Below are 23,223 nucleotides of genomic sequence, written 5' to 3'. Positions count from 1 at the left end.
TCAGGGGGCGGGATGCCAGGTGGCGGCGGCGCGGCGCAGCCGGTCGTTGACGGCCCGCCCCACACCGGCGTCCGGCACCGGCTCCGCGACGATCTCGGTAACCCCCACGGCGTCGAGTCGGTGCAGCGCATCGAAGAGGCGAGCCGCCGCCTCGGTCAGATCACCGGCGGCGGAGAGCACCTCCACCGCCGCCCAGTGGCCCGCCGGCCGGTCCCGGAACGCCAGGTACCCACGCCCCGCACCGCCGTCGGCACCCACCGACTCCGCGCCGTGGACCAGCCGCAACGGCGTACGCGGCGCATAGTGCGCGGCCAACGTCCCCGGTGCGACCGGCTGCCCCGAGCTACCCGGCCGCACCGTCACCGGGCCGATCGCCTTCTCCAACTCCTCCACCGGCAGGGCACCGAGCCGCAGCACCACGGGATGGTCTCCCCGAGCGTCCACGATCGTCGACTCGATCCCACACCGGCTCGGCCCCCCGTCGAGCACCACGTCCACCGCCGCACCCAGCCCGCGCACCACGTGTTCCGCCCGGGTGGGACTGAGCTGACCGAACCGGTTCGCGCTCGGCGCGGCCACCGGAACCCCGGCGGCGGCGATCAACCGCCGAGCATGCTCGTGGTCCGGCACCCGCACCGCCATGCTGTCCAGCCCGGACGTCACGATCGGCGGGATCCTCTCCGGCCGGTCCACGATCAGCGTCAACGGCCCCGGCCAGAACCGGGCAGCCAGCGCCGCCACGGCCGGCGACACCGGACCCACAAGCGGTGCCAGGTCCGCCGCGTCGGCCAGGTGGGTGATCAGCGGATCGAAGCTCGGCCGCCGCTTCGCCTCGAAGATCCGGGCCGCCGCCCGCGCGTCAAGCGCGTTCGCACCCAGCCCGTAGACCGTCTCCGTCGGAAAGGCCACCAACCCACCCGTACGCAACACGTCGGCCGCCTCACCGAGGTCACCGTCGGCAGGCAGCACACGAGGAGATCCCACGCTCACACCCTCGACGCTAGCCTGCCGCCGACGCCCACCCGACGCGCCCCGCGTCGAGTGCCTACATCTCCCCGGGAGCAGGCCGAAGCAGGCCCAACTGCGGATCGAAGCAGACGAGTCCGTGCTCAGCGGCAATTCGTGCGGCACCGGCCGACACTTCCGTACAACGGCTGTACACCATGGGAAAGTAGATGAACGGTCCCGACGCCTCGTCGATCAATGGTCCCGTCGACCACGGGCTACCGTCGTTCTCGTCCTCAGTGAGGTCGATCCACCGCTCAAGCAGGGCTTCGACGTAGGCTCGGATACGCGGCGTCGGCGGGAACTCGCCCTTACCGACGAACTTCTCATAGAGTGCCTCGAAGGTGGCCAGCGCTGCGGCGTTGTCAGCGGGCCGATCACCTTCCCACACCGCCAAGTCGTAACTCACGAGGCGCAGTGTGCCAGCCAGCAACGACATTCGCGGCAGCAGCGGTGCCGTCACCGCCGCCGGACGATGGTCCGGACGGCCTTGAGACTAGAAAGATCGCGGATGGCTGGTCGGGTGGCTCGCTCCCGGTCAGCCGTCCGTCGTTGTCGGGGGCGTCGGCGTCAATCGGCCGGCTCCATGACCCTGGACGGCTCTCGGAGGATGGCGGGCAGCTCACCCAAGGCATGCATGACCGGCCCGCACCAGCTGGGGTCGGTGTCGTTGTGCTCCGTGGTCCGGAAGACGCTCATACCGACCGCTGCCGCCCCGGGCAGCTCACCGTCTGAGCCGTCGCCGACGAAGAAGCACTCCGCCGGCTCTACCCCCAGGCGCTCGGCAGCAAGGTGATAGATCGCCGGGTCGGGTTTGGCCAGCCCGACATCGCAGGAGAAGATCGCGACATCGAACCGTCGGGCAAGCGGACTCTGCGGCCACGACTCGGAAGTGTCCGAGGTGGCGTTGCTGATAAGGGCCAGCGGATGACCACCGGCGCGTAGCGCGTCGAGCACGTCCAGGGTGGCGGGTGAGGCGCTGTCCAGCACCCGGCGTCCGAGGGCCCGCCGATGCTCACCGGCCCGTGCCACCTGGGCGTCGGTCGGGGCGCCGCCGAGGCGTCCGGCGATGATGCGGATGGTCTCCTCCACGTCCCACCGGACCAGCCGGTCCCGCCAGGTGGCGTGGTAGGCGGCGACCATCTCGGCCGGAGCCACGCCGACCATGACCGCCATTTCGCCGACTACCCGGTCACGCTCCTCGTCGGCCCCGTGGATCAAGGTGTGGAAGAGGTCGAAGATCACTGGTCGACACATCGCAGCATCCTACGGAGGCGACCTTCGGCACGCCTTCGCCACGCTTCTGCTCGACCAGGGCGATGAGCGGAGGGCGTGCACCGCTTGCTGTACGGATGGCTGTACTCGACCCGAGATCAGCCGAGGAAAGTGCTGGTGGAGCCCAGGGGACTCGAACCCCTAACCCCTGCCTTGCAAAGGCAGTGCTCTGCCAGTTGAGCTAGGGCCCCGTCACGGCGCTCAGGCCGCAGGTCGGAGCGGGTGGCGTCAGCGCAGGTCCGGCGAGGTGGTCGCCTCGTGCCAGAGGGCGCGCTCGTCGTTGGCTTCCTTGATCTTCTTGGCCACCACCGCGGCCACGCCGACGACACCGACCAGGATCAACAGCTTCTTGAACATCGGGGCTGCCCCTCACGCTCGACGTGCCGTCGGACCATGTGCGGTGGGGCTAGCTGGAATCGAACCAGCGACCTCAGAGTTATCAGCTCTGCGCTCTAACCGACTGAGCTATAGCCCCGCGTAGCGACGAGCAAGGTTAACCCATCCGCCCAGCGCCCCCCAAATCGGGGCCAGGCCCGCCAGTCACCCCGCGTCACCCCCTGAACCTACCCGAGCACCGGGGGCGGGCATACCGGGTTATCGCGCCCGCCACGACCCGCCACCACCCCGATGGACCCCTCCCGCCAGATGCGGCATCCCGCGCAAACCCCGCCGCCGGAAACCCCGAGATGCGGCATCCCGCGTCGGTCTGGCCGCCGACCCCGCGCGCATCTGGCCCGCCGCGGCGTCCGCACCGGCAGAGCAGGCGCCCCGGTACGGAAACGCCGGTCCGCGCCACCGCTGAGGGTGGCCCGGACCGGCGTGGATGTTTCTTGTCAGTCCCGCTCGGCGAGGGTCAGCTCGATGCCGCCGACCAGGTCGGCGCAGACGTTGTAGACGAACGCCCCGAGGGTGGCCAGCGCGGTGAACAGCACGACGTTTACCAGGCCGATCAACGCCGAACTGAAGATCACACCGCTTGCGGTGATCTGGAAACCGTCCGTGCTCTGCCCACCACCCGCGTTGACCAGGTCACCGAGGCTGTCATTCACGCTGGCGAACACGCCCATCGCGTCCAACGCCAGGTACAGCACCGAGGTCGCCACGACGATGACGATGAACAGCACCACCGACACCGCGAAGGCGAACTTCATCACCGACCACGGGTCGATGCGCTTGAGGTTCAGCCGGGCCCGGCGCGGCCCGCGCGAGGCAGCCGAACTGACCGAGGTACGCGCCGCGCGTACCGCCTCACCGACCCGCGCGGCACCCACCGCCGAACTGACCCCCGGGGGCAGCCCACCACCGTTGGCCGGTCGGCCGAGCCCGAACGGCCGAGTGGCGTCCGGCTTCGGACCGACCCCGGTCACCCGGGGCTGGGTGCCGGTCGTGCCGGTGCTGGCCGCCGGCCGGACCCCGGTGGTGCCCACGGTGGGCTTGCCCGCCGAGGCAGCCGCCGACGGGGTGGGGGAAGGCTTACCGACGGATGTCGTGGTGGCTTCCGTGGTGCTGCCCCCGTCGGACGACTTCGCCTCGGTGGCGTCGCCCTCCGACGCCTCTGTCGGCTTGTCGGGCGGTGGGGCCATACCGGGAGCCCGGGTGAATTTCGGGGCAGGCGCGTCGGCAGGGACGGTGGCCCGACCCACGGCCGCGCGGCCGGTCGTTGGCGTGCCGCTCTTCGCGGCCTCCTCGTCGACCGGGTTGGCCGAGGTCCCCGCGTTCCCCGACTTCGCCTGTGTCTCCGTCATTCAACTAGTCCTGTTCGTCAGGCTCGTCGGCATTTCGAGCAATCGCCACGATAGTCACGCCGTCCGGAAGGTCCATCAGCTTGACCCCCATTGTGTTCCGGTCACGCGTACGGCGTACAGGCTTCACCGGAGTCCGGATGACGCCACCGTTGCTGGTGATAGCGAACAGCTCATCGTCCGGGTCGATCACGACAGCGCCGACCAGACCACCGCGTCGCTCGGTGATCTTCGCAGTCAGCACACCCTTACCTCCCCGGCCCTGCACCGGGTATTCCTCGATCGGGGTACGTTTCGCGTATCCGCCGTTCGTGGCCACCAGCACGTCCAGACCCTCCCGGACGACCTCCATGGCCAACAACACATCTTCCTCACTGAAGCGCATGCCGATCACGCCGGAGGTCGCCCGGCCCATCGGGCGCAGTGCCTCGTCCGTGGCGTTGAACCGGATCGCCTGGGCGTTCTTGGAGACCAGCAGCAGGTCGTCGGTGGGGCCGACGAGCGCAGCACCGACCAGCTCGTCCTCATCGCGCAGGTTGATCGCGATGATGCCGCCGGACCGGTTGGAGTCGAACTCCTCAAGCCGCGTCTTCTTCACCAGGCCGTTCTTCGTCGCCAGGACCAGGTAGGGAGCCACCTGGTAATTCGGAATCTCGATGATCTGTGCGATCTGCTCGTCCGGTTGGAAGGCGAGCAGATTGGCCACGTGCTGGCCCTTGGCCACCCTACTGGCCTCCGGAAGCTCGTACGCCTTGGCCCGGTACACCCGCCCCTGGTTCGTGAAGAACAGCATCCAGTCGTGCGTCGAGCAGACGAAGAAGTGGCTGACGATGTCGTCCTGCCGCAGCGTGGCGCCACTGACACCCTTGCCACCGCGCCGCTGCGAACGGTAGAGATCGAGCTTGGTCCGCTTGGCGTACCCGGTCCGGGTGATCGTGACGACCACGTCCTCCCGCGCGATGAGGTCCTCCATCGAGACCTCACCGTCGAACGGCACGATCTTGGTACGTCGCTCGTCGCCCCACTTGGCGATGATCTCGCCCAACTCCTCCGAGACGATCCTGCGCTGCCGCTCCGGCTTCGCGAGGATGTCCTTGAGGTCCGCGATCTCCACCTCGAGCTTGGCCAGGTCGTCGAGGATCCGCTGCCGTTCCAGCGCGGCGAGCCGGCGCAGCTGCATGTCCAGGATCGCGGTCGCCTGGATCTCGTCGATCTCCAGCAGCCGGATCAGGCCCTGCCGGGCGTCGTCCACCGTCGGCGACCGCCGGATCAGGGCGATCACCTCGTCCAGGGCGTCCAGCGCCTTCGACAGACCACGCAGGATGTGCGCCCGCTCCTCGGCCTTGCGCAGCCGGAACGCCGTCCGCCGCCGGATCACCTCGATCTGGTGCTCGACGTAGTAGCGGATGAACTGGGCCAGGTTCAGCGTGCGCGGCACCCCGTCGACGAGCGCCAGCATGTTCGCACCGAAGGTCTCCTGGAGCTGGGTGTGCTTGTAGAGGTTGTTCAGCACCACCTTGGCGACCGCGTCGCGCTTGAGCACCAGCACCAGCCGCATACCGGTCCGCCCGGAGGACTCGTCCCGGATGTCGGCAATCCCGCCGAGCTTGCCCTCCTTGATCAGCTCAGCGATCCGCTCGGCCAGGTTGTCCGGGTTCACCTGGTACGGCAACTCGCTGACGACGAGCGCGGGCCGGCCCCGCTTGTCCTCCTCGACCTCGACCACGGCGCGCATCCGGATCGAGCCACGACCCGTGCGGTACGCGTCCTGGATGCCCGCCTGCCCGACGATCAGGCCGTAAGTGGGGAAGTCCGGGCCCTTGACGATCTCCAACAGCGCTTCGAGGGTCTCGGCCTCCTCGGCCCCCGGGTGATCCAGGCACCACTGCACCGCCGCGCCGATCTCCCGCAGGTTGTGCGGTGGGATCTTGGTGGCCATGCCGACCGCGATGCCCTCGGAGCCGTTGATCAGCAGGTTCGGGATCCGCGACGGCAGGATGGTGGGCTCCTTGGCCCGGCCGTCGTAGTTGTCCTGCATATCGACGGTGTCCTCGTCGATGTCCCGCATCATCTCCATGGCCAGCGGGTCGAGCTTGCACTCGGTGTTGTGGCTGACGAACCCGTCGGAGACGAACGAGTGGTCGTCGGTGTCGACCCGGATGCTGTAGACCGGCTGCACGCCGGCGTCCGCGACCTCGGCCACCTCGGCGTAGTAGAAGCGCCCGTCGACGAGCGGCTCGACCACGTCGAGCACCTCGGCGTTGGTGATCCGAGCGGCGATCTCGTCGCGGTCCCGCTCCCAGCGCTCGATCCGGTCGACGTTGTGCCGGCGCAACCAGTCCCGCTCGGTCCACCGGCTCGCGCCGTGCTCGCGGATGAAGTCGCCGACCAGCGGCACGTGATCGCTGGAGAGCGCGGTGCTGCCGGCCGGCACCGACGCCAATTCCGACTCCAATTTGGCCTGCTTGCGACCGAGGAAGCCGACCTGGGCGGCGAAGATCCGCGCATCCCGGCGGTTGGTGACGACGACCTTGATCTCGCCGCTGTCGTACCGGCACTGCCGGCTGATCACGCCGAACTCCAGCAACAACTGCTGCACCTCGCGGGCGAGCCGCTCGCTGCGGGTGGAGTAGCTGATCTGGATGGTGTTGCGCGGCAGCAGCGAGGAGGAGCCGTCGCCCTCGAAGATCGCCTGGAGGAAGGCCCGCTTGATGGCCGCCAGCCCCTGCCAGACGAACTCCGGCACGAACTTCGCCGCGCTCCGCGCCCCGATCATCTCGCCGAGCACGCTGGCCCGCAGCGCGGTGAGGTCTTGGACGTCCAACTCGTGCAGCCTGCTGCCAGAGGCGATAGTCCGCTCGCTGACATAGCGAGGGCCGCCCACCGCCAGGTCATAGGCGGCAAGCACCCGGACAAAGAACTCGCGATCGACGTTGTTGAAGCCGGCGCGGCTCTCGGAGACCCAGCCCTCGCTGACGAAGGCACCCGCGAGAACGGCGGCCTCGACGTGCTCCAGCATCGGGTAGCCGATCTCGTCCGGCACGCTGCGCTGGAGCACCACCCGGTCACTAGGGGAGATCTCGGCGAGCAGCTTCCAGAGCAGGGTCGGCACGCCGGCCACGTCCACCAGGCAGAGCACCGGGTGGTTGTGGGTGCCGGTCAGCTCGTACCCCTCGCGGGTGCGCAGCCGCAGCGTCGGGTGCTCACCGGAGTGGAAGAACTTCGAGGCGTGGACCAGGTCGCCGTTGCGGTCGCGGACCTTGAGCTCGATGTCGACCTCGCTGTTCGCCGCGGCGCCCGGCACCACGTCGCCGATCCGCACGCTTCCCAGGGCGGTACGAATACGGCTGTCTGCCGTGACGCAGTAGCGCATGGCCGCAGCCGGATCGTTACCGGGTGAGCCGAAGTTGCCGTTGCCGTCGACCAGGGGATAGCGCAGCGACCAGGGCTGGGCCATCCGGACCAGCGCGTCGTAGATGGGCGAGTCGCCGTGCGGGTGGAACTGGCCCATCACGTCGCCGACGACCCGGGAGCACTTCACGTAGCCCCGGTCCGGCCGGTAGCCGGAGTCGAACATCGCGTACAGGATCTTGCGGTGGACCGGCTTGAGCCCGTCCCGGACGTCCGGCAGCGCCCGCCCGACGATGACGCTCATGGCGTAGTCGAGGTAGGAGCGCTGCATCTCCACCTCGAGCCCGACCGGCTCGATCCGGTCGTGCGAGACGACGGCGGCCAGCGCCTCGGGGACCTCGGGCTCGTTAGGTGTGGACTCGGGGGAATCGGTCACTGTTAACCCTTATCAGACTGAGTGTCGCTTTTGCGCTGTGGATAACGGCTGTGGATACCGGCCAAGCTGTGGATAACTCTGTGGACCGGCAGCCGGACCGCTGGTCGCGGCCCGACTGCCGGGCCCGTCAGATGTCCAGGAAGCGAACGTCCTTGGCGTTGCGCTGGATGAACGAGCGGCGTGCCTCCACGTCCTCGCCCATCAACACGCTGAACAGCTCGTCGGCGGTGGCCGCGTCGTCCAGGGTCACCTGGCGCAGCGTACGGGTGGCCGGGTTCATCGTGGTCTCCCACAGCTCCGGGTAGTTCATCTCGCCGAGGCCCTTGAACCGCTGGATGTCATCCGGCTTGGCGTTCGGCTTCTTCTGCTGGCGCAGCGCGACCAGCCCGTCGCGTTCCCGGTCGGAGTACGCGTACTGCGCGTCGTCGCCCTTCCGGTTCCACTTGATCTTGTAGAGCGGTGGGGCCGCCAGGTAGACGTGGCCCAGTTCCACGAGCGGGCGCATGAAGCGGAACAGCAGGGTGAGCAGCAGCGTCTGGATGTGCTGGCCGTCGACGTCGGCGTCGGCCATCAGCACGATCTTGTGGTACCGCAGCTTCTCGATGTCGAAGTCGTCGTGGATGCCGGTGCCGAGCGCCGTGATCAGCGCCTGCACCTCGTTGTTCTTCAGCACCCGGTCGATCCGGGCCTTCTCCACGTTGAGGATCTTGCCGCGGATCGGCAGGATCGCCTGGGTCCGTGGATCGCGCCCCTGCTTGGCCGAGCCGCCGGCCGAGTCACCCTCGACGATGAACACCTCGGACTCGCGCGGGTCGGTGGACTGGCAGTCGGCCAGCTTGCCCGGCATCGAGCCGGATTCCAGCAGTGACTTGCGCCGGGCCAGTTTGCGGGCCTGCTGGGCGGCGATCCGGGCGCGGGCGGCCTGGGAGGCCTTGGTGATGATGATCTTCGCTTCGGCGGGGTTGCGGTCCAGCCAGTCGACCAGCCGGTCGTTGCAGACCCGCTGCACGAAGCTCTTCACCGGGGTGTTGCCCAGCTTGGTCTTGGTCTGGCCCTCGAACTGCGGGTTGGTCAGCTTGACCGAGATGATCGCGGCCAGGCCCTCGCGGATGTCCTCACCGGAGAGCTTCTCGTCGCTCTTGAGCAGCTTCTTGTCCGTGCCGTACCGGTTGACGACGCTTGTCAGCGCGGCCCGGAAGCCCTCCTCGTGGGTGCCGCCCTCGTGCGTGTTGATGTTGTTGGCGAAGGTGTAGACGGACTCGCCGTACGACTCGTTCCACTGCATGGCGATCTCGAGCGCCATGCCCTCCTCCTCGGCGCCGTACTCGATCACCGTCTTGTGGATCGGGGTCTTCGAGGCGTTGAGGTGCCGGACGAAGTCGGCGATGCCGCCGTCGTACTTGAAGGTGACCTCGCGGAGCTTGCCGTCCTCGCCCTCCGCGACCCGCTCGTCCAGCAGGTGGATGGTGAGGCCACGGGTCAGGAACGCCATCTCCTGGAGCCGGCGGTAGATCGTCTGGAGGTCGAAGTCGACGGTCTCGAAGACGTCCGGATCCGGCCAGAAGGAGACCGCGGAGCCGGTGCGGTCGGTCGGCTCGCCCTTCTCCAGGGCGGTCGGCTTGGAGTGGTGGTACTGCTGCCGCCAGACGAAGCCGTCCTTGTGGATCTCCACGGCCATCCTGGTGGAGAGAGCATTAACCACGCTGACGCCGACGCCGTGCAGGCCGCCGGAGACCGCGTACGCCTTGCCGTCGAACTTGCCGCCCGCGTGCAGGATGGTCAGGGCCACCTCGACACCCGGCTTCTTGAGCTTGGGATGCAGGTCGACCGGGAAGCCCCGGCCGTTGTCGGTGACCCGGACGCCGCCGTCGGCGAGCAGCACCACGTCGATGGTGTCGCAGTAGCCGGCCAGCGCCTCGTCCACGGCGTTGTCCACGACCTCCCACACGAGGTGGTGCAGGCCGCGTTCGCCGGTGGACCCGATGTACATGCCGGGCCGCTTGCGGACCGCCTCCAGCCCTTCGAGGACGGTGATCGACTCGGCGCCGTACTCCTGATTGTCCTGCGCTGCCACCCTCGGCCACTTTCTCGCGCCCGACGCGCCGTTGGGCACGTCGAACGCGGGTTCGGCGGACAGACGCGACGTCGGCACGCGGACCGGCACCGGGGACAATCCGGGGTACGGGTCGAACGCGCCGGTCGCCGTGGTTGCCCGCGGATCGCGATCGGCTCGACCCGAGTCGGACGGATGATCGCGGGCCCGCACCGGACCCGTGACCCGTCACTCCGCACCGGGTCTTCGTCTCACGCCAATCTTACTGTGCGCAGGCGACAGAACCACTACTCGGCACCCCTTCGCAGCGGCTCAGATCTCCGTAGCGGGCCGAATCGCGCTGTCCGCGACTCCCCCTACACGCCACGGCATGATCAACGCATCTGTCGCAGGACGGTGCTGCCGGGTGCGGCGACGAGCGGTGGACGGTAATGGTCGGTACGACCCGGGACGGGCGATTCTTGACCCTCGGGTTGCCGCAGCGGCCTTGATCTTTCACCGTTGGAACCGGACGATCGACCCGATCCACTCGCCCGTGCCTTGAGAGGTGACACCCGATGGGGCTGGACAACGTCGCGGTTCAGTGGCCGCGGACCGGCCGCTTCTACGATCCGGTCGCGCCGGCCGAGTTCGTCGACTTCGGCGACATCGTCGAGGTGCCGGGGATCTCGGCACCGACCGCAGCGCTCGCTGAGCTGATCGCGAAGACAGGCACGGTCCGGGCCACCGCGTACACCGAGGTGGTGGATCTGATCCTCGGACTCGATGGTGTGCTCTACGCCACAGACGCCGCCGCCGAGGACGAGGATCCGGTGATCGACCCGGACGGGTGCGGTTGGATCGCGGGCGGCATCGAACGCTTCGTCGCCGCACACCGGCCGCACGGCGAGGCGGTGACCTTCGACTCGGTGGGTACTGTGCTGCGCTCGCTGCTGGCCGACGGTCGCCTGGCCGAGCAGCAGCTACGGTGGCTGGACAGCCGGCTGGACGCGCTGCGCGACGACAGCGGGGCCGCGCCGCAGTGGACCTTCACCTGCGCGGAGTTGAGCGTGCTCGCCGCCTTCTACCGGCGCTGCGCCGACAACGGCTTCGCCGTCTACGCCGAGTCGGCGGCACCTCGCCGGGCAGCCCAGTCGTAGCGGTCGTCGGCCCTTGGCCCCGGGGCCGCCGGTCAGCCGTAGGTGTCCCGCGGGCCCCGGCCGCGTACCCGTCGCGGGCCACGGGACCAGGACGGGGCCGCCGGACCGTGGATGTGCAGTTTGCGGACCACGTTGTGGCCGACCTCGCGGGCGATCTGCTGCAGCAGCGAGCCGGCGAGCAGCCGTAGCTGCGTCGCCCAGGCCGTGGAGCGGGCCTCGACGGTCAGTTCGCCGTTCTCCAGCTTCACCGGCCGGCTGTGCTGGGCGACCTCCGCGCCCACCACCCGTTCCCAGGCGCCGAAGACGGTGGCCTCGGCCGCTGGTTGTTGCCAGCCACGGGCCTTCACTAGTCGGTTGAGTACCGCGCCCAGCGGCTGCGGATCGCGGGGGTCCGGGCCGGGCCCGGAGTAGCCGCGCAGCCGGCGCTCGCCGTCGCCGCCCCCGCCGGCGGCGCGGCGGCGGGGGCGGCCGGCGGCCTCCCGCCGCGCCTTGGCCGCGTCCAGGACCGCGCGAGCCAACTGCGGCCCGGAGACCCCCTCGCCGTCGCCGGACTGCGCCGTGGGTGCTGCGGCTGTCGGCTCCGCCGGGCGGCCGGCGGGTTCGTCGGTTCGGCCGCCGTCGCCGGTGCCACCCTCCCCGGCGGTACGCGCACCGCGTCGCTGCGGAACGCCACGCGGCTGGCTCGAAGGCGCGCTGTCCGGATCCGGCTGCGGTGGTTCAGTCGGCACGACGCACCGTCCCCTCCGTGACCTCGTACCGGGCGCCGCGCAGGGTGGCTGGCACGTCGTCGGCGACCGCGCAGGTCACCAGCAGTTGACTGGCTCCGCCGACGAGTTCGGCGAGCCGGTCCCGCCGGCCGGAGTCCAGTTCCGCGAAGACGTCGTCGAGCACCAGGACCGGTTCGATCCCGTCGTTGCGCAGCAGGTCGTAGCCGGCCAGGCGCAGCGCAAGCGCGTACGACCAGGATTCGCCATGGCTGGCGTAGCCCTTGGCCGGCAGCGGGCCTAGGGTGAGGGTGAGGTCGTCGCGGTGCGGGCCGACCAGGGTGGTGCCCCGTTCGATCTCGGCGGGGCGGGACTCCGCCAGCGTGCTGATGAGCAACGCCGCGAGGGCGTCCCGGTCGGTGGTGGGTTCGGCGAGGTCCACCGAGGGCCGGTAGCTGATTCCGGCCGCGCCCCGACCAGCGGCCACCGCGTCGTACGCCTTGGTCACGTGCGGCGCCAGGGCGGCGACCAGTTCCAGCCGCCCGGCGAGCAGCTCGGCGCCGTGCCGGGCCAGGTGGGTGTCCCAGACGGCGAGGGTGGACAGGTCCCCGCCCCGCGATCCGCCGGTCTTGCGGGCGAGGTACGCGGTGCGCAGCAGCGCGTTGCGTTGCTTGACCACCCGCTCGTAGTCGGCGCGCACCCCGGCGTAGCGGGGTTGACGCAGCACCAGCAGGTCGTCGAGGTAGCGGCGGCGTTCCGCCGGGTCGCCCCGGACCAGTTCGAGGTCCTCCGGGGCGAAGAGGACCAGCCGTAGCGCGCCCAGCACGTCGCGGGCCCGGCGGGCCGGAGAGCGGCCGAGGCGGGCCCGGTTGGCCTTGCCCGGGACGATCTCCAACTCCACCAGGAGTTCGCGGTCGCCGTGCACCACCGCGCAGCGGATCACCGCGGCGGCGGCGCCCATCCGCACCAGTGGTGCGTCGGTGGCGACCCGGTGGGAGTCGAGTGTCGCGACGTAGCCCAGCGCCTCGACCAGGTTGGTCTTGCCGACGCCGTTGACGCCGATCAGCACGTTCGGGCCCGGTTCGAGGTCGACGTCGATCCGCTCGTAGGAGCGGAAGTCGACAAGTTCGAGCCGGCGGACGTACACGGGTCGCGGTGCCGGTCAGGGCTTGCGTACGGCGTGCCCACCGAACTGCTGCCGCAGTGCGGAGACGGCCTTGAGCGCCGGGGAGTCCTCCTGCCGGGAGGAGAACCGGGCGAACAACGAGGCGGTGATGACGTTCAGCGGCACGGCGAGACGGACCGCCTCGTCCACCGTCCAGCGCCCCTCGCCAGTGTCCTCGGTGTAGTCGCTGAGCTGGGTCAGCTCCGGGTCCTCCTCGAGGGCCCGGTCGAGCAGGTCCAGCAGCCAGGAGCGGACCACGGTGCCCTCACGCCAGGACTTGATCACGCCGGGCACGTTCGTGACCAGCTCGGAGGCGGCCATCAGCTCGTAGCCCTCGGCGTAGGCGTGCATCAGGCCGTACTCGATGCCGTTGTGCACCATCTTGGCGTAGTGGCCGGCGCCGACCGGCCCCGCGTGCACGAAGCCGTATTCGCCGTCGGGCTTGAGCGCGTCGAAGATCGGCATGAGCCGGTCGACGTGGTCCTGCGCACCGCCGACCATCAGGCCGTAGCCGTTCTCCCGGCCCCACACCCCGCCGGAGACGCCCACGTCGACGTAGCCGATGCCGCGCTCGTGCAGCCGCTCCGCCCGGGGTGCGTCCTCGCTGAACCGCGAGTTGCCGCCGTCGATGACGAGGTCGCCCTCGTCGAGCACGGCGGCCACCTCGTCGATTGTGGCGTCGGTGACGGCGGCGGGCACCATCACCCACACCGCGCGGGGCGCCTCCAGCTTGTCGGCCAGCTCAGCCATGCTGGCGACATCGCTGCGCTCCAGGTTGTGGTCCAGACCGACCACCTCGTGACCGGCGGTGCGCAGCCGTTCGCGCATGTTGCCGCCCATCCGGCCGAGTCCTACCAGGCCGAGCTGCATCTCTGGTGACCTTTCGTGGGGTGCGGTTGGCTCTGCCGGTCAGCGGGACACGCGGATCGGCATGATGAGGTACCGGTACCCACCAATGAGCTCGCCATCCTCACCGGCGGGGGAAATCACCGCCGGCTTGAAGGCGTCGACGAAGTGCAGCACGGCGAACTGGGTGCCGAGGTTGGACAACCCGTCGATGAGGTACTGCGGGTTGAACCCGATGGTCAACGGCTCGCCGGTGAAGCTGGCCTCCATGGCCTCGCTGGCCCGGGCCTCCTCGGTGCCACCGGCCTCCACCACCAGCCCGTCGGCGCCGAAGCTGAGCAGTACGGGGGTGGCGCGCTCGGCGACCAGGGCGACCCGCTTGACCACCTCGATGAGGGTGCTGACCGGCACCCGGGCCTCGGCGTTGTGGTTGGCCGGGAAGAGCGATCGGACCGGCGGGTAGTTGGCACCGTCGAGCAGCCGGCTGGTGGTGCGTCGGGTGCCACCGGAGAAACCGATCATGCCTTCGCCGGCGGCACCCTGCGACAGAGCCAGGACGACCTGGCCGCCGAGGGGCCCGAGGGTCTTGGCGGTGTCGTTCAGCGTCCGGGCGGGGACCAGTGCGTTGAGGCTGATCTCCGGGTCGTCCGGGTTCCACTCCATCTCGCGCAGGGCCAGCCGGTAGCGGTCGGTGGCGAGCATGGCCAGGTTGCCGCCGGAGAGTTCGATCCGCACGCCGGTCATCATCGGCAGCGTTTCGTCCCGGCTGGCGGCTACCGCCACCTGCGCCACGGCTGCGGCGAACGCGGCCGCGTCGATGGTGCCGGCGCTGGCCGGCATCTCGGGCAGGGTGGGGTAGTCCTCCACCGGCATGGTGGGCAGGGTGAACCGGGCGCTGCCACAGACCAGTTCGAGATGCGCGCCGACGGCGGCGATGTCGACGGGCTTGGCGGGTAACGCCTTGGTGATTTCGGCGAGCAGCCGCCCGGAGACCAGCGCGGCGCCGTCGGCGTCGCCCTGGACCTCCACGGTGACCTGGCTGCTGACCTCGTAGTCGAAGCCGGAGACCTGCAGGCTGCCGTCGGTGACGCGCAGCAGCACGCCGGCCAACACCGGTACGGACGGCCGGTTGGGCAGGCTCTTCGCGGTCCAGGCCACGGCCTCGGCGAGCGCGTCGCGCTCCACTCGGAACTTCATCAATGCCTCCGCGTCGACGTCGACGTCGTCAACTCTCTCATGCCGGACGCTGCCCACCGACCCGCCTGGCGTGCGGGTACCCCTCGCACCTTAGGGCGCGAGCGTATCGGCTGTGTGCCCGACCCCGTGGATCGTGTCGCTGCTGACGGGTCCGTCCCGGCTGCTGTCGACCGATCCACAGGAAGTCCAACGGTGATGATTGGTTTTTGTTCTTTCAGAAGAGATAACTCATCGTCTTCATCGCACCTGTGCAAACTGTGGAGAACCCGAGTATGGGCAGGTCAGACAGGTTATCTACAGGTGGGTTCGCTGTGGATGAGCGGGGGTAAAACCCGGTCCGCGATCCACAGGCGGTCCTCGTGCACCCGGTTGTCCACCGTCGTCCACCGGTTGTCCACCGGTAATCCACCGACTTTCTCCCCAGCCCTGTGGATCGTCGTGGGCGTCCGGACCGTCGTTGTCCCCAGAACCTTCAACAGCTTCCCCACAGGCGACCGACCGGCAGTGGACAACGCCGAAGGTTGTCCCCAGGCGTCCACAGGAGTCCACAACGTTGTCCCCAGGGTTTCTCCACAGGCTGTGGGTAACCGGGTGTTGACGGCACGTGTTCGTCCACCGCCGGTGGACAACAAGCTGTGGACAACGAGTGGCGGGCGGTGTGGACACGCCTGCGATGGTGTGGCCTAGACCTCGTCGAGAGTCAACTCGGAGACCACGAAAAAGGGTCCGACCGTGACCGGCCGTACCCTCACCGTGATCGTGCGGCGGGCGTACCCCTCAGGTGTTCTGCTTGATCCGGTTGGTCAGCTCGGCGATCTGGTTGTAGAGCGAGCGCCGTTCGGCCATCTGCTGGCGGATCTTGCGGTCGGCGTGCATCACGGTCGTGTGGTCCCGCCCGCCGAAGGCCTGGCCGATTCGGGGCAGCGACAGGTCGGTCAGCTCGCGGCACAGGTACATGGCGACCTGGCGGGCGTTCACCAACACCCGCGACCGGGAGTGCCCGCGCAGGTCCTCCAGGCTGACGCCGAAGTAGTCGGCGGTGGAGACCATGATCTGGTCTGCGGTGATCTCCGGACCGGCACCGTCCGGGATGAAGTCCCGCAATACCTCCTCGGCCAGCGACAGCTCCACGTTCGACCGGGTCAGGCTGGCGAACGCGGTGACCCGGATCAGTGCCCCTTCCAACTCGCGGATCGAGTTCGACACCCGGGAGGCGATGAACTCCAGCACGTCCGGCGGGGCGTACAGGCGCTCCTGCGCGGCCTTCTTCTGCAGGATCGCGATCCGGGTCTCCAGGTCCGGTGGCTGGATGTCGGCGAGCAGGCCCCACTCGAATCGGGTCCGCAGCCGATCCTCCAGGGTCGCCAGCTGTTTGGGCGAGCGGTCGGAGGTGATCACGATCTGCTTGTTGGCGTTGTGCAGCGTGTTGAAGGTGTGGAAGAACTCCTCCTGGGTCCGCTCGCGGTTCTCCAGGAACTGGATGTCGTCGATCAGCAGGATGTCGACGTCGCGGTAGCGGCGTTGGAAGGCGCTGGTCTTGTCGTCCCGCAGCGAGTTGATGAAGTCGTTCGTGAATTCCTCGGTCGAGACGTACCGGACCGAGCGGGCGTTGCCCAGCGTGGTGGCGTAGTGGCCGATCGCGTGCAGCAGGTGGGTCTTGCCCAGTCCGGAGCTGCCGTAGATGAACAGCGGGTTGTAAGCCTTCGCCGGTGACTCGGCCACCGCCACGGACGCGGCGTGCGCGAAGCGATTGGACGACCCGATGACGAACGTCTCGAACATGTACTTCGGGTTGAGCCGGTTGCCACCACTGTCCGCACCGGTCGGCAGCCGCCGATCGTCGCGGCCGACCGGTCGGTGGTCCGGTCCGCTGCGGCCCGGTCCGCTGTCGGTTCCTCCGTCGGCCGGTATCGCCCGGATCACATGCTGGTCGCGGGGCGAAACGCCGGAATCGTCGCCGTAGCGGGGTGCGAAGCCGCGCGGGCCGGCGGTGGCTCGCTCCAGGTGCCCACCCTGTTCGGCGTAACCCATCCGCTCCGACGCCCGCCGTCCCGTGCTCTCGGCCGGCGGGACGGGCTCGCCGAACCCGGCGCCGAAGAGGCTCTCCTGCCCGCCGGGGCCCGCGGTACGCGAATCATCCTCGGCCGGCGGTGTCTCCGGCGGTGCCGGCCGGTCGAAGCGGCCCGGGTGCGGCTGCTCGGGAATCAGTGGGAGCTGCCGCCCGCCGTCGGGACCGGCCGACCGGTCGTCCAACCCGCCGGGACCGTGGTCCATCGAATCCGATTCGGGGGTGCTGCGGTAGACGGTGCCGGTGGCCCGGCCGTCCTCCGGTACCCGGACGGTGACGGCGACCTGGACCGGCCGGCCCAGCCGGCGGGTCAGCGCCTCGGTGATGGCCGGGCGCAGCCGGGACTCGATCACGTCTCGGGTGAAGGTGTCCGGCACGGAGAGCAGGACGGTGTCCTCGACGATCGCTCGCAGCCGGGTCAGCCGCAGGTAAGCCCGCTGCTGCGCGGAAATGATCTCGTCGGCGAGTTCGTCGGTCGTCGCCGTCCACACCGCGGCAAGGTCGGTCGTACCGGCCACCGTCGTGCCACCCCCTCGCCTCTGCTCCCGGACGCCGCCGTCTCCCGGTGGCGCCCGTACCGGCGGGCGAGATGACGCCACCCACCCGATCGCCGCACCCGGTCGTTCTCCACAAGTTATCCACAGCCTGTGTACCGACCGATTGTGGCCGCCCGCCGATCGCGGGTCGGACCTGCCCCCTGCCGTGGCCGGGCACTGAAGCGGGGTTCACCGTGCCGAACGATTCACTACCGTGTCCGGTCTTGCCTGCCGGCGACATCGGCGAAACTCCGACGCTGACCGCAATCGGGCACGGTAACAGCGTTGTCGCCGCGTCTTCAACCGCCGGCGCGGGTCGCCCCTGTCGGCATTCGTGAAAACCGCCGCTTCGGTCGTCTTCCGTCGCAGCTCACCGCCGCGGTGACCGGGTTTGACGCTGATTGCCCCCCGACCTACGCTGGAGGGGCTGCTCTCACGCCCTCTGCTAGGGTGATGGGTGCTCGCTGCCCGCGGTCGCACACCGCACAACCGAGGTCACGCACCGCAGGGCAGCACCGATCGGGGCTGCCGCAGCGGCGGCCCGGACCACCACGACCCGGCGATTCACTCGTCCGGGCGTCCGACAACGGAGAGCCTGACGTGAGCAAGCGCACCTACCAGCCGAACAACCGCCGGCGCGCGAAGACCCACGGCTTCCGGCTGCGCATGCGCACCCGGGCCGGCCGCGCCATCATCTCGACCCGTCGCGCCAAGGGCCGCGCCCGCCTGTCGGCCTGAGGCCGGTCAGGTCCGCTCCGGAGGACGTGACGTCGTGCTGGCGGCCGCCCAACGACTGCGGCGCAGCAGCGACTTCGCCGCAGCGGTTCGCGGTGGCCGGCGAGCCGGTCGCGGCGCCCTGGTCGTCCATCTGACGGTGCCGGGCACAACCGGATCCGAAGACGCAGCGCCGAAGCCGGCGCGGGACAGCGCGGAGGCAGACTCCACGCTGGTGTCCCGCGCCGGCTTCGTGGTTTCCAAGGCGGTCGGACCGGCGGTGGTCCGCAACCGGGTCCGCCGTCGGTTGCGGCATCTGACCCGGGAACGCCTCGTCGATCTGCCGGCCGGAAGCACCCTCGTGGTACGCGCCCTGCCGACTGCGGCCGACGCCACCTACCAGCACCTCGGCGCCGACCTGGATGCGGCGCTCGTCGCCGCCCGGTCCGGCCGGAGACGGCGGCCCCGATGAGTGCCGAGCAGCGGCCGTCCGGCCCGGCTACGCCAGGTGCCCGGGTGCTGACCCTGCCCATCATCGCGTACCGTCGGTGGGTAAGCCCGGCGTTGCCGGCCCGCTGTCGGTTCTACCCGTCGTGCAGCGCCTACGCCCTGGAGGCCGTGGCCCGGCACGGTGCGCTCCGGGGAGCCGGCCTGACGGTCCGGCGGCTGTCGCGCTGTCACCCATTCCATCCTGGCGGATACGACCCGGTTCCGGAGCCGGGCGGCCGTCGACCTGCCGACGTGACTGGAGCCTGAGAATTGAGTCTCGACTGGATCTACTACGCGATCTCGTGGATCCTGCTGGCCTGGCACTCGGCCTGGGACGCCATCGGCATTCCGGACAGCGCGGTCCTCGGCACCAACTGGGCGTGGATTCTCGCCATCATCTTCCTGGTGGTCACGGTCCGGGTCATCCTGTTCCCGGTCTTCGTCAAGCAGATCAAGTCGCAGCGGGCGATGCAGGCGCTCCAGCCGCAGGTGAAGGCCCTGCAGGAGAAGCACAAGGGTGACCGGGAGACGCTCCAGAAGGAGATGATGGAGCTCTACCGGAAGGAAAAGGCCAACCCGCTCATGGGCTGCCTTCCGATGTTCCTCCAGATCCCGGTCTTCCTCGGCCTCTTCCACGTGCTGCGCCGCCTGAACCCGGACCCGGCGAAGAACAACAAGGACATCTACGGCTGGACCATCGACCAGTTCAACAGTGCCTCGGACGCGACCCTGTTCACCGCCCCGATCGCCAGCAAGTTCGGCTCGACTGCGGCGGAACTGGCGCAGCTCGGTGCCAACGGGACGGTCGTGAAGGTCATGGCCGGTGTCCTGGTGCTGGTGATGATGGGCACCACCTACCTGACCAGCCGCCAGATGATCCTCAAGACGGGCTGGGCCGAGGACCCGCAGCAGCGCATGATCCAGCGCTTGATGCTCTACGGCATCCCGCTGTCCCTGCTGGTCTCCGGGGCCATCTTCCCGATCGGTGTGATCATCTACTGGGTGACCAACAACCTGTTCACCCTCGGCCAGCAGCAGTGGGTGCTGCGCAAGTTCCCGCCACCGGTGACCGCGACCAGCGGCAAGCCGGGCACCTCGGCGCGTAACGGAGCGCAGCCGGCGAAGACCGGCGGGCTGTTCGGCCGGAGCAAGCCGGCCGCCGTACCGCCGCCGCCGGCCGCGCCGAAGATCGCCGGCCCGAAGCCGGGCGCCAAGCCGGTCAACCCGAAGAAGGGCCGCCCCGCCAAGCGGCAGGGCTGAATCGTCCGGGCCGCCGCCGGGAGACCGGCGGCGGCCCGTCCGCGCGCCGTGCGGCCGCCGAGTGGCCGGCGCCGGAGCGCGAAGCGCCACGCGCGTGGTGGCGAACGGGCGAGACTGCCCCTACAGACGTGCCCGTGGGCACCGGCGACGTCCCGCCGGCCGCGGGAAACCAGCGGACCTGAGGTCCGGCCGAGCGAGTACGGAGATGACACCGTGACCGACACCAGCATCCCCCGCGCCGACCAGCCCCTGGACGACGAGGAGCCGACCGCGGCGGCTCCGGTCGGGGGCGAGCCGGCGGAGACCGACGCCGAAGCGGCACCGAGCAAGGCCGCCGGCGAGGGTGACCTGTTCCGGCAGAGCGAGATCGCGGCCGATTACGTGGAGGGGCTGCTCGACATCCTCGACTACGACGGCGACATCGACGAACTGGTGTCGGGCGGCCGCCCAGTGGTCGAGGTCGTCGGTGGACGCCTGCAGAACCTCGTCGGCCAGCGCGGTGCCACTCTCGAGGCACTTCAGGAGCTGGCTCGGCTCGCCGTGTTCCGGCAGACCGGTTCACCCAGCCGCCTGCTGCTCGATGTGGGCGGGTACCGGGCCAACCGGCGGAAGGAACTGGCGGCGGTCGCCCGCAACGCCGTCGAGAAGGTCAAGGAGCATGGCGAGCCGGTGCGGCTGGAGCCGATGTCGGCCTTCGAGCGGAAGTGCGTCCACGACGTGGTCAACGCGATCGACGGGGTGGAGAGCGAGTCCGAGGGCGTCGAGCCCAGCCGGCGCATCGTCGTGCGTCCTGCGGACTGACGGGTGACTCGAGAGAACGCCAGCGGCAGTGCCGCGTCCGGCCCGGGTGGTACGCCGCCCGGGCCGCCGGCTGTCCCGCCCCAGCCCACCACCGCCATGTTGCCGCCCGAACTGGCCGAAGCGGCTCGCCGGCTCTTCGGCGTACGCCTCGACGCCGCGGCCGCCTACGCCGAACTGCTCGCGACCGAGGGTGTGGTACGAGGGCTGATCGGCCCCCGCGAGGCACCCCGGATCTGGGACCGCCACCTGCTTAACTGCGCGGCGGTGGCCGAGCTGATCCCACCGCGCGCCACAGTGCTGGACGTGGGATCGGGTGCCGGGCTGCCCGGTCTGGTGCTCGCCATCGCCCGACCCGACCTGGCAGTGACGCTGATCGAGCCGTTGGCCCGCCGTACCGTCTTCCTGGAGGAGGCGGTGGAGGCGCTCGGTCTGACCGACTCGGTGCGGGTGTTTCGCGGCCGGGCGGAGGAGGCGGTCGGGGGATCGGATGCCGTGCCGGGCGAGGTGGTCACCGCTCGGGCGGTGGCGCCGCTGGACCGGCTGGCAGGCTGGTGCCTGCCGCTGACCGGGGTCGGTGGTCGACTGCTCGCCCTGAAGGGCGCCTCGGCGGCGGAGGAGATCGCTGAACATGCCGAAGCGGTGCATCGTCTCGGTGGTGGTCGACCTGTGTTGCACCGGTGTGGTGAGGGCGTCGTGGACCCGCCGACCACCGTGGTCGAGATAATTCGGGAGCGGTCCGTCGGTCAGGCACCCCGGACCCTGTCGAGGAAGTCGCGTTCACGTCGACGGTGAGCCGGGTCGGGGCCGGGCCTTTCGGTGCTGCGGCTTCCCGGCGGCTTCGGCTCGTCGTTCGTGCGGCTGACCTGCGTCCCTATGCCGTCTACCTCGATTCGAGTCGGTGTTTCGAGGCGGTCATGGCCGATTCGCCGGGCGTCGCGCGACCGGCGCGTTACGAACCCGACGTGGACCGGCCGCGCCCGTGCGCCGTAGGCTGGCCGCGCGTCGATAGTGTGGAGCGGGCGGCGATGGATCTCCCTCCGGGGCCCGACCGCTCCCACCGGGCGGTACCTCTGCGGAGAGCACGCGAGTGGCCCGGTTGACGGGTGCGGACCGACCATCCGAAGCGGGCAGGGATGACAGGTGCATGACGACGGCAGGTACGACGATCCGCGCGCGAACGGGTCAGCTGGTGACCCTGTTTCACGTGAAACCGAATATCCGAACTGGCGGCCCTCCGAGGTGCCGCAGAGCCCACCGGAGCCCGGTCGGAACGCGCCGACATCGGGTGTTCCGTGGTCGGGGACCGGCGAGGGACGCGACGGTGCGGACGCGAGTGGTCGCCCGGTCAACGCGTCGCCCGACGCGCGGGTGATCCCCATCCGTCGGAACGCCTCCGCCTCCGATCGCTTCGAGGCGGCGGCAGTGCACCCCCCGACGTCTCCGATGGCGCCGGATTCTCGACCGGCTTCCGACACGCCCGCACCTGCGGACGGTTCCTACGCGTCAGCCGCGACCGAGACCGCGTACGTTTCACGTGAAACCCCGACGCGCGAAGAGGATGACCCACCCTTGGCTATGGAGGCGATGCGCGCCGTGCAGATCCTGAATCCCAGTGGCGAGGTGACCATGCCTCGGCCCGACCGGACCCGGGTCATGTGCGTCGCCAACCAGAAGGGCGGCGTGGGCAAGACCACGACCACGGTCAACCTGGCGGTGGCGCTTGCCCTGCACGGCAACCGGGTGCTCGTGGTCGACCTCGACCCGCAGGGCAACGCCTCGACCGGGCTCAACGTGCCACACCACACCGGCGTGCCCGACGTCTATGACTGCCTGATCAACAGTGTGCCGCTGGAGGACGTGACCCAGGCGGTGGAGGGCATCCCCAACCTCTGGTGTGTACCGGCCACCATCGATCTAGCCGGTGCCGAGATCGAGCTGGTGTCCGTGGTGGCCCGCGAGTCGCGGTTGGACCGCGCCATCAGCGCCTATCCGGGGCACTTCGACTACGTGTTCATCGACTGCCCGCCCTCGCTCGGCCTGTTGACCGTCAACGCGTTGGTGGCCGCGCAGGAGGTACTCATACCTATTCAGTGTGAGTACTACGCGCTCGAAGGGCTCAACCAACTCATCAACAACATCAACCTGGTTCGTCAGCACCTCAACCCGCGGCTTGAGGTCTCCACGATCCTGCTCACCATGTACGACCGCCGTACCCGGCTCGCCGACGCGGTCGAGCAGGACGTCCGCAACCACTTCGGGGACAAGGTGCTCCAGGCGGTGATCCCGCGTAACGTGCGGGTCTCCGAGGCACCCAGCTACGGCCAGTCGGTGATGACCTACGATCCCGGATCGCGGGGCGCGACGAGCTACTTCGAGGCCGCGCAGGAGATTGCCGAGCGGGGCGTCAAGGAGCCGGTGAGCCGGAATGCGTAGTGCGTACGA

Annotated in this window: 20 protein-coding genes and 2 tRNA genes; 8 read left to right on the top strand and 14 right to left on the bottom strand. The window is 69.6% G+C overall.

Annotation, left to right across the window (positions count from 1 at the left end):
- From KBX00_RS01920 to gyrB, 9 genes are all read right to left on the bottom strand, one after another.
- A complete protein-coding gene (locus tag KBX00_RS01920; protein ID WP_210822855.1) occupies positions 1-966 on the bottom strand; it encodes an L-threonylcarbamoyladenylate synthase in 966 nt (321 codons plus the stop codon).
- A 79-nt stretch (positions 967-1,045) separates the two neighbouring features.
- Positions 1,046-1,468, bottom strand: coding sequence for a hypothetical protein (locus tag KBX00_RS01915; protein ID WP_307867949.1), 423 nt, complete (start codon positions 1,466-1,468; stop codon positions 1,046-1,048).
- Between the two features lie 107 nt (positions 1,469-1,575).
- Entirely contained in the window at positions 1,576-2,262 is a 687-nt protein-coding gene (locus KBX00_RS01910; RefSeq protein ID WP_210822543.1) for an HAD family hydrolase, read from the bottom strand.
- 133 nt (positions 2,263-2,395) lie between these two features.
- Positions 2,396-2,471: transfer RNA gene (locus KBX00_RS01905), tRNA-Ala, on the bottom strand.
- A 37-nt stretch (positions 2,472-2,508) separates the two neighbouring features.
- A complete protein-coding gene (locus tag KBX00_RS01900) occupies positions 2,509-2,637 on the bottom strand; it encodes a DLW-39 family protein (RefSeq protein ID WP_210822541.1) in 129 nt (42 codons plus the stop codon).
- 44 nt (positions 2,638-2,681) lie between these two features.
- Positions 2,682-2,755, bottom strand: a tRNA-Ile gene (locus tag KBX00_RS01895).
- A gap of 358 nt (positions 2,756-3,113) precedes the next feature.
- Positions 3,114-4,025 carry a DUF3566 domain-containing protein gene (locus KBX00_RS01890; protein WP_210822539.1) on the bottom strand — a complete coding sequence of 304 codons (912 nt, stop codon included), beginning with the start codon at positions 4,023-4,025 and terminating at the stop codon, positions 3,114-3,116.
- 4 nt (positions 4,026-4,029) lie between these two features.
- Positions 4,030-7,809, bottom strand: a complete 3,780-nt coding sequence (gyrA, locus tag KBX00_RS01885; protein ID WP_210822537.1) for an intein-containing DNA gyrase subunit A — start codon at positions 7,807-7,809, stop codon at positions 4,030-4,032.
- 127 nt (positions 7,810-7,936) lie between these two features.
- Complete coding sequence (gene gyrB / locus KBX00_RS01880; protein ID WP_210822535.1) at positions 7,937-9,883, bottom strand: DNA topoisomerase (ATP-hydrolyzing) subunit B; 1,947 nt, start codon at positions 9,881-9,883, stop codon at positions 7,937-7,939.
- A gap of 536 nt (positions 9,884-10,419) precedes the next feature.
- Between gyrB and KBX00_RS01875 the strand changes: the two genes are divergently transcribed.
- Positions 10,420-11,001, top strand: a complete 582-nt coding sequence (locus KBX00_RS01875; RefSeq protein WP_210822533.1) for a hypothetical protein — start codon at positions 10,420-10,422, stop codon at positions 10,999-11,001.
- 32 nt (positions 11,002-11,033) lie between these two features.
- Here KBX00_RS01875 and KBX00_RS01870 read toward each other — a convergent pair whose 3' ends face one another.
- The 5 genes from KBX00_RS01870 to dnaA all read right to left on the bottom strand — a co-directional run bounded on the left by KBX00_RS01870 (position 11,034) and on the right by dnaA (position 17,499).
- Entirely contained in the window at positions 11,034-11,729 is a 696-nt protein-coding gene (locus KBX00_RS01870) for a DciA family protein (protein ID WP_307867946.1), read from the bottom strand.
- Complete coding sequence (gene recF / locus KBX00_RS01865; RefSeq protein WP_210822531.1) at positions 11,719-12,852, bottom strand: DNA replication/repair protein RecF; 1,134 nt, start codon at positions 12,850-12,852, stop codon at positions 11,719-11,721. Before recF ends, KBX00_RS01870 begins: the two co-directional genes overlap by 11 nt.
- A 15-nt stretch (positions 12,853-12,867) precedes the next feature.
- The gene (gnd, locus tag KBX00_RS01860; protein ID WP_210822529.1) at positions 12,868-13,740 is read right to left on the bottom strand and encodes a phosphogluconate dehydrogenase (NAD(+)-dependent, decarboxylating); all 873 of its coding nucleotides are present in this window, start codon (positions 13,738-13,740) and stop codon (positions 12,868-12,870) included.
- A gap of 39 nt (positions 13,741-13,779) precedes the next feature.
- On the bottom strand, positions 13,780-14,913 hold the full coding sequence (dnaN, locus tag KBX00_RS01855; protein WP_210822527.1) for a DNA polymerase III subunit beta: 1,134 nt from the start codon (positions 14,911-14,913) through the stop codon (positions 13,780-13,782).
- Between the two features lie 777 nt (positions 14,914-15,690).
- Complete coding sequence (gene dnaA, locus KBX00_RS01850; RefSeq protein ID WP_210822525.1) at positions 15,691-17,499, bottom strand: chromosomal replication initiator protein DnaA; 1,809 nt, start codon at positions 17,497-17,499, stop codon at positions 15,691-15,693.
- Between the two features lie 618 nt (positions 17,500-18,117).
- Here dnaA and rpmH point away from each other — a divergent pair.
- From rpmH to KBX00_RS01815, 7 genes are all read left to right on the top strand, one after another.
- Positions 18,118-18,255, top strand: a complete 138-nt coding sequence (gene rpmH, locus KBX00_RS01845) for a 50S ribosomal protein L34 (protein WP_013736606.1) — start codon at positions 18,118-18,120, stop codon at positions 18,253-18,255.
- A 34-nt stretch (positions 18,256-18,289) separates the two neighbouring features.
- Complete coding sequence (gene rnpA / locus KBX00_RS01840) at positions 18,290-18,703, top strand: ribonuclease P protein component (RefSeq protein WP_210822523.1); 414 nt, start codon at positions 18,290-18,292, stop codon at positions 18,701-18,703.
- Positions 18,700-18,987: a membrane protein insertion efficiency factor YidD gene (gene yidD, locus KBX00_RS01835; protein WP_210822521.1), complete on the top strand. Its 288-nt coding sequence runs from the start codon at positions 18,700-18,702 to the stop codon at positions 18,985-18,987. Before rnpA ends, yidD begins: the two co-directional genes overlap by 4 nt.
- Positions 18,988-18,990: 3 nt before the next feature.
- Positions 18,991-19,980, top strand: a complete 990-nt coding sequence (gene yidC / locus KBX00_RS01830) for a membrane protein insertase YidC (protein WP_210822519.1) — start codon at positions 18,991-18,993, stop codon at positions 19,978-19,980.
- Positions 19,981-20,193: 213 nt separating this feature from the next.
- The gene (locus KBX00_RS01825; protein WP_210822517.1) at positions 20,194-20,781 is read left to right on the top strand and encodes a R3H domain-containing nucleic acid-binding protein; all 588 of its coding nucleotides are present in this window, start codon (positions 20,194-20,196) and stop codon (positions 20,779-20,781) included.
- Positions 20,782-20,877: 96 nt separating this feature from the next.
- Positions 20,878-21,573 (top strand): 16S rRNA (guanine(527)-N(7))-methyltransferase RsmG, encoded by a 696-nt coding sequence (gene rsmG, locus KBX00_RS01820; protein ID WP_210822851.1) that lies wholly within the window; start codon positions 20,878-20,880, stop codon positions 21,571-21,573.
- 348 nt (positions 21,574-21,921) lie between these two features.
- Complete coding sequence (locus KBX00_RS01815; RefSeq protein ID WP_307867943.1) at positions 21,922-23,214, top strand: AAA family ATPase; 1,293 nt, start codon at positions 21,922-21,924, stop codon at positions 23,212-23,214.
- Positions 23,215-23,223 lie beyond the last annotated feature (9 nt).

Origin of the sequence: Micromonospora sp. C95 (genome assembly GCF_018070465.1) — a bacterium.
GTDB lineage: Bacteria > Actinomycetota > Actinomycetes > Mycobacteriales > Micromonosporaceae > Micromonospora.
The sequence above is the reverse complement of the archived record's forward strand: the minus strand, read 5'-3'. Positions and strand labels throughout refer to the sequence as shown.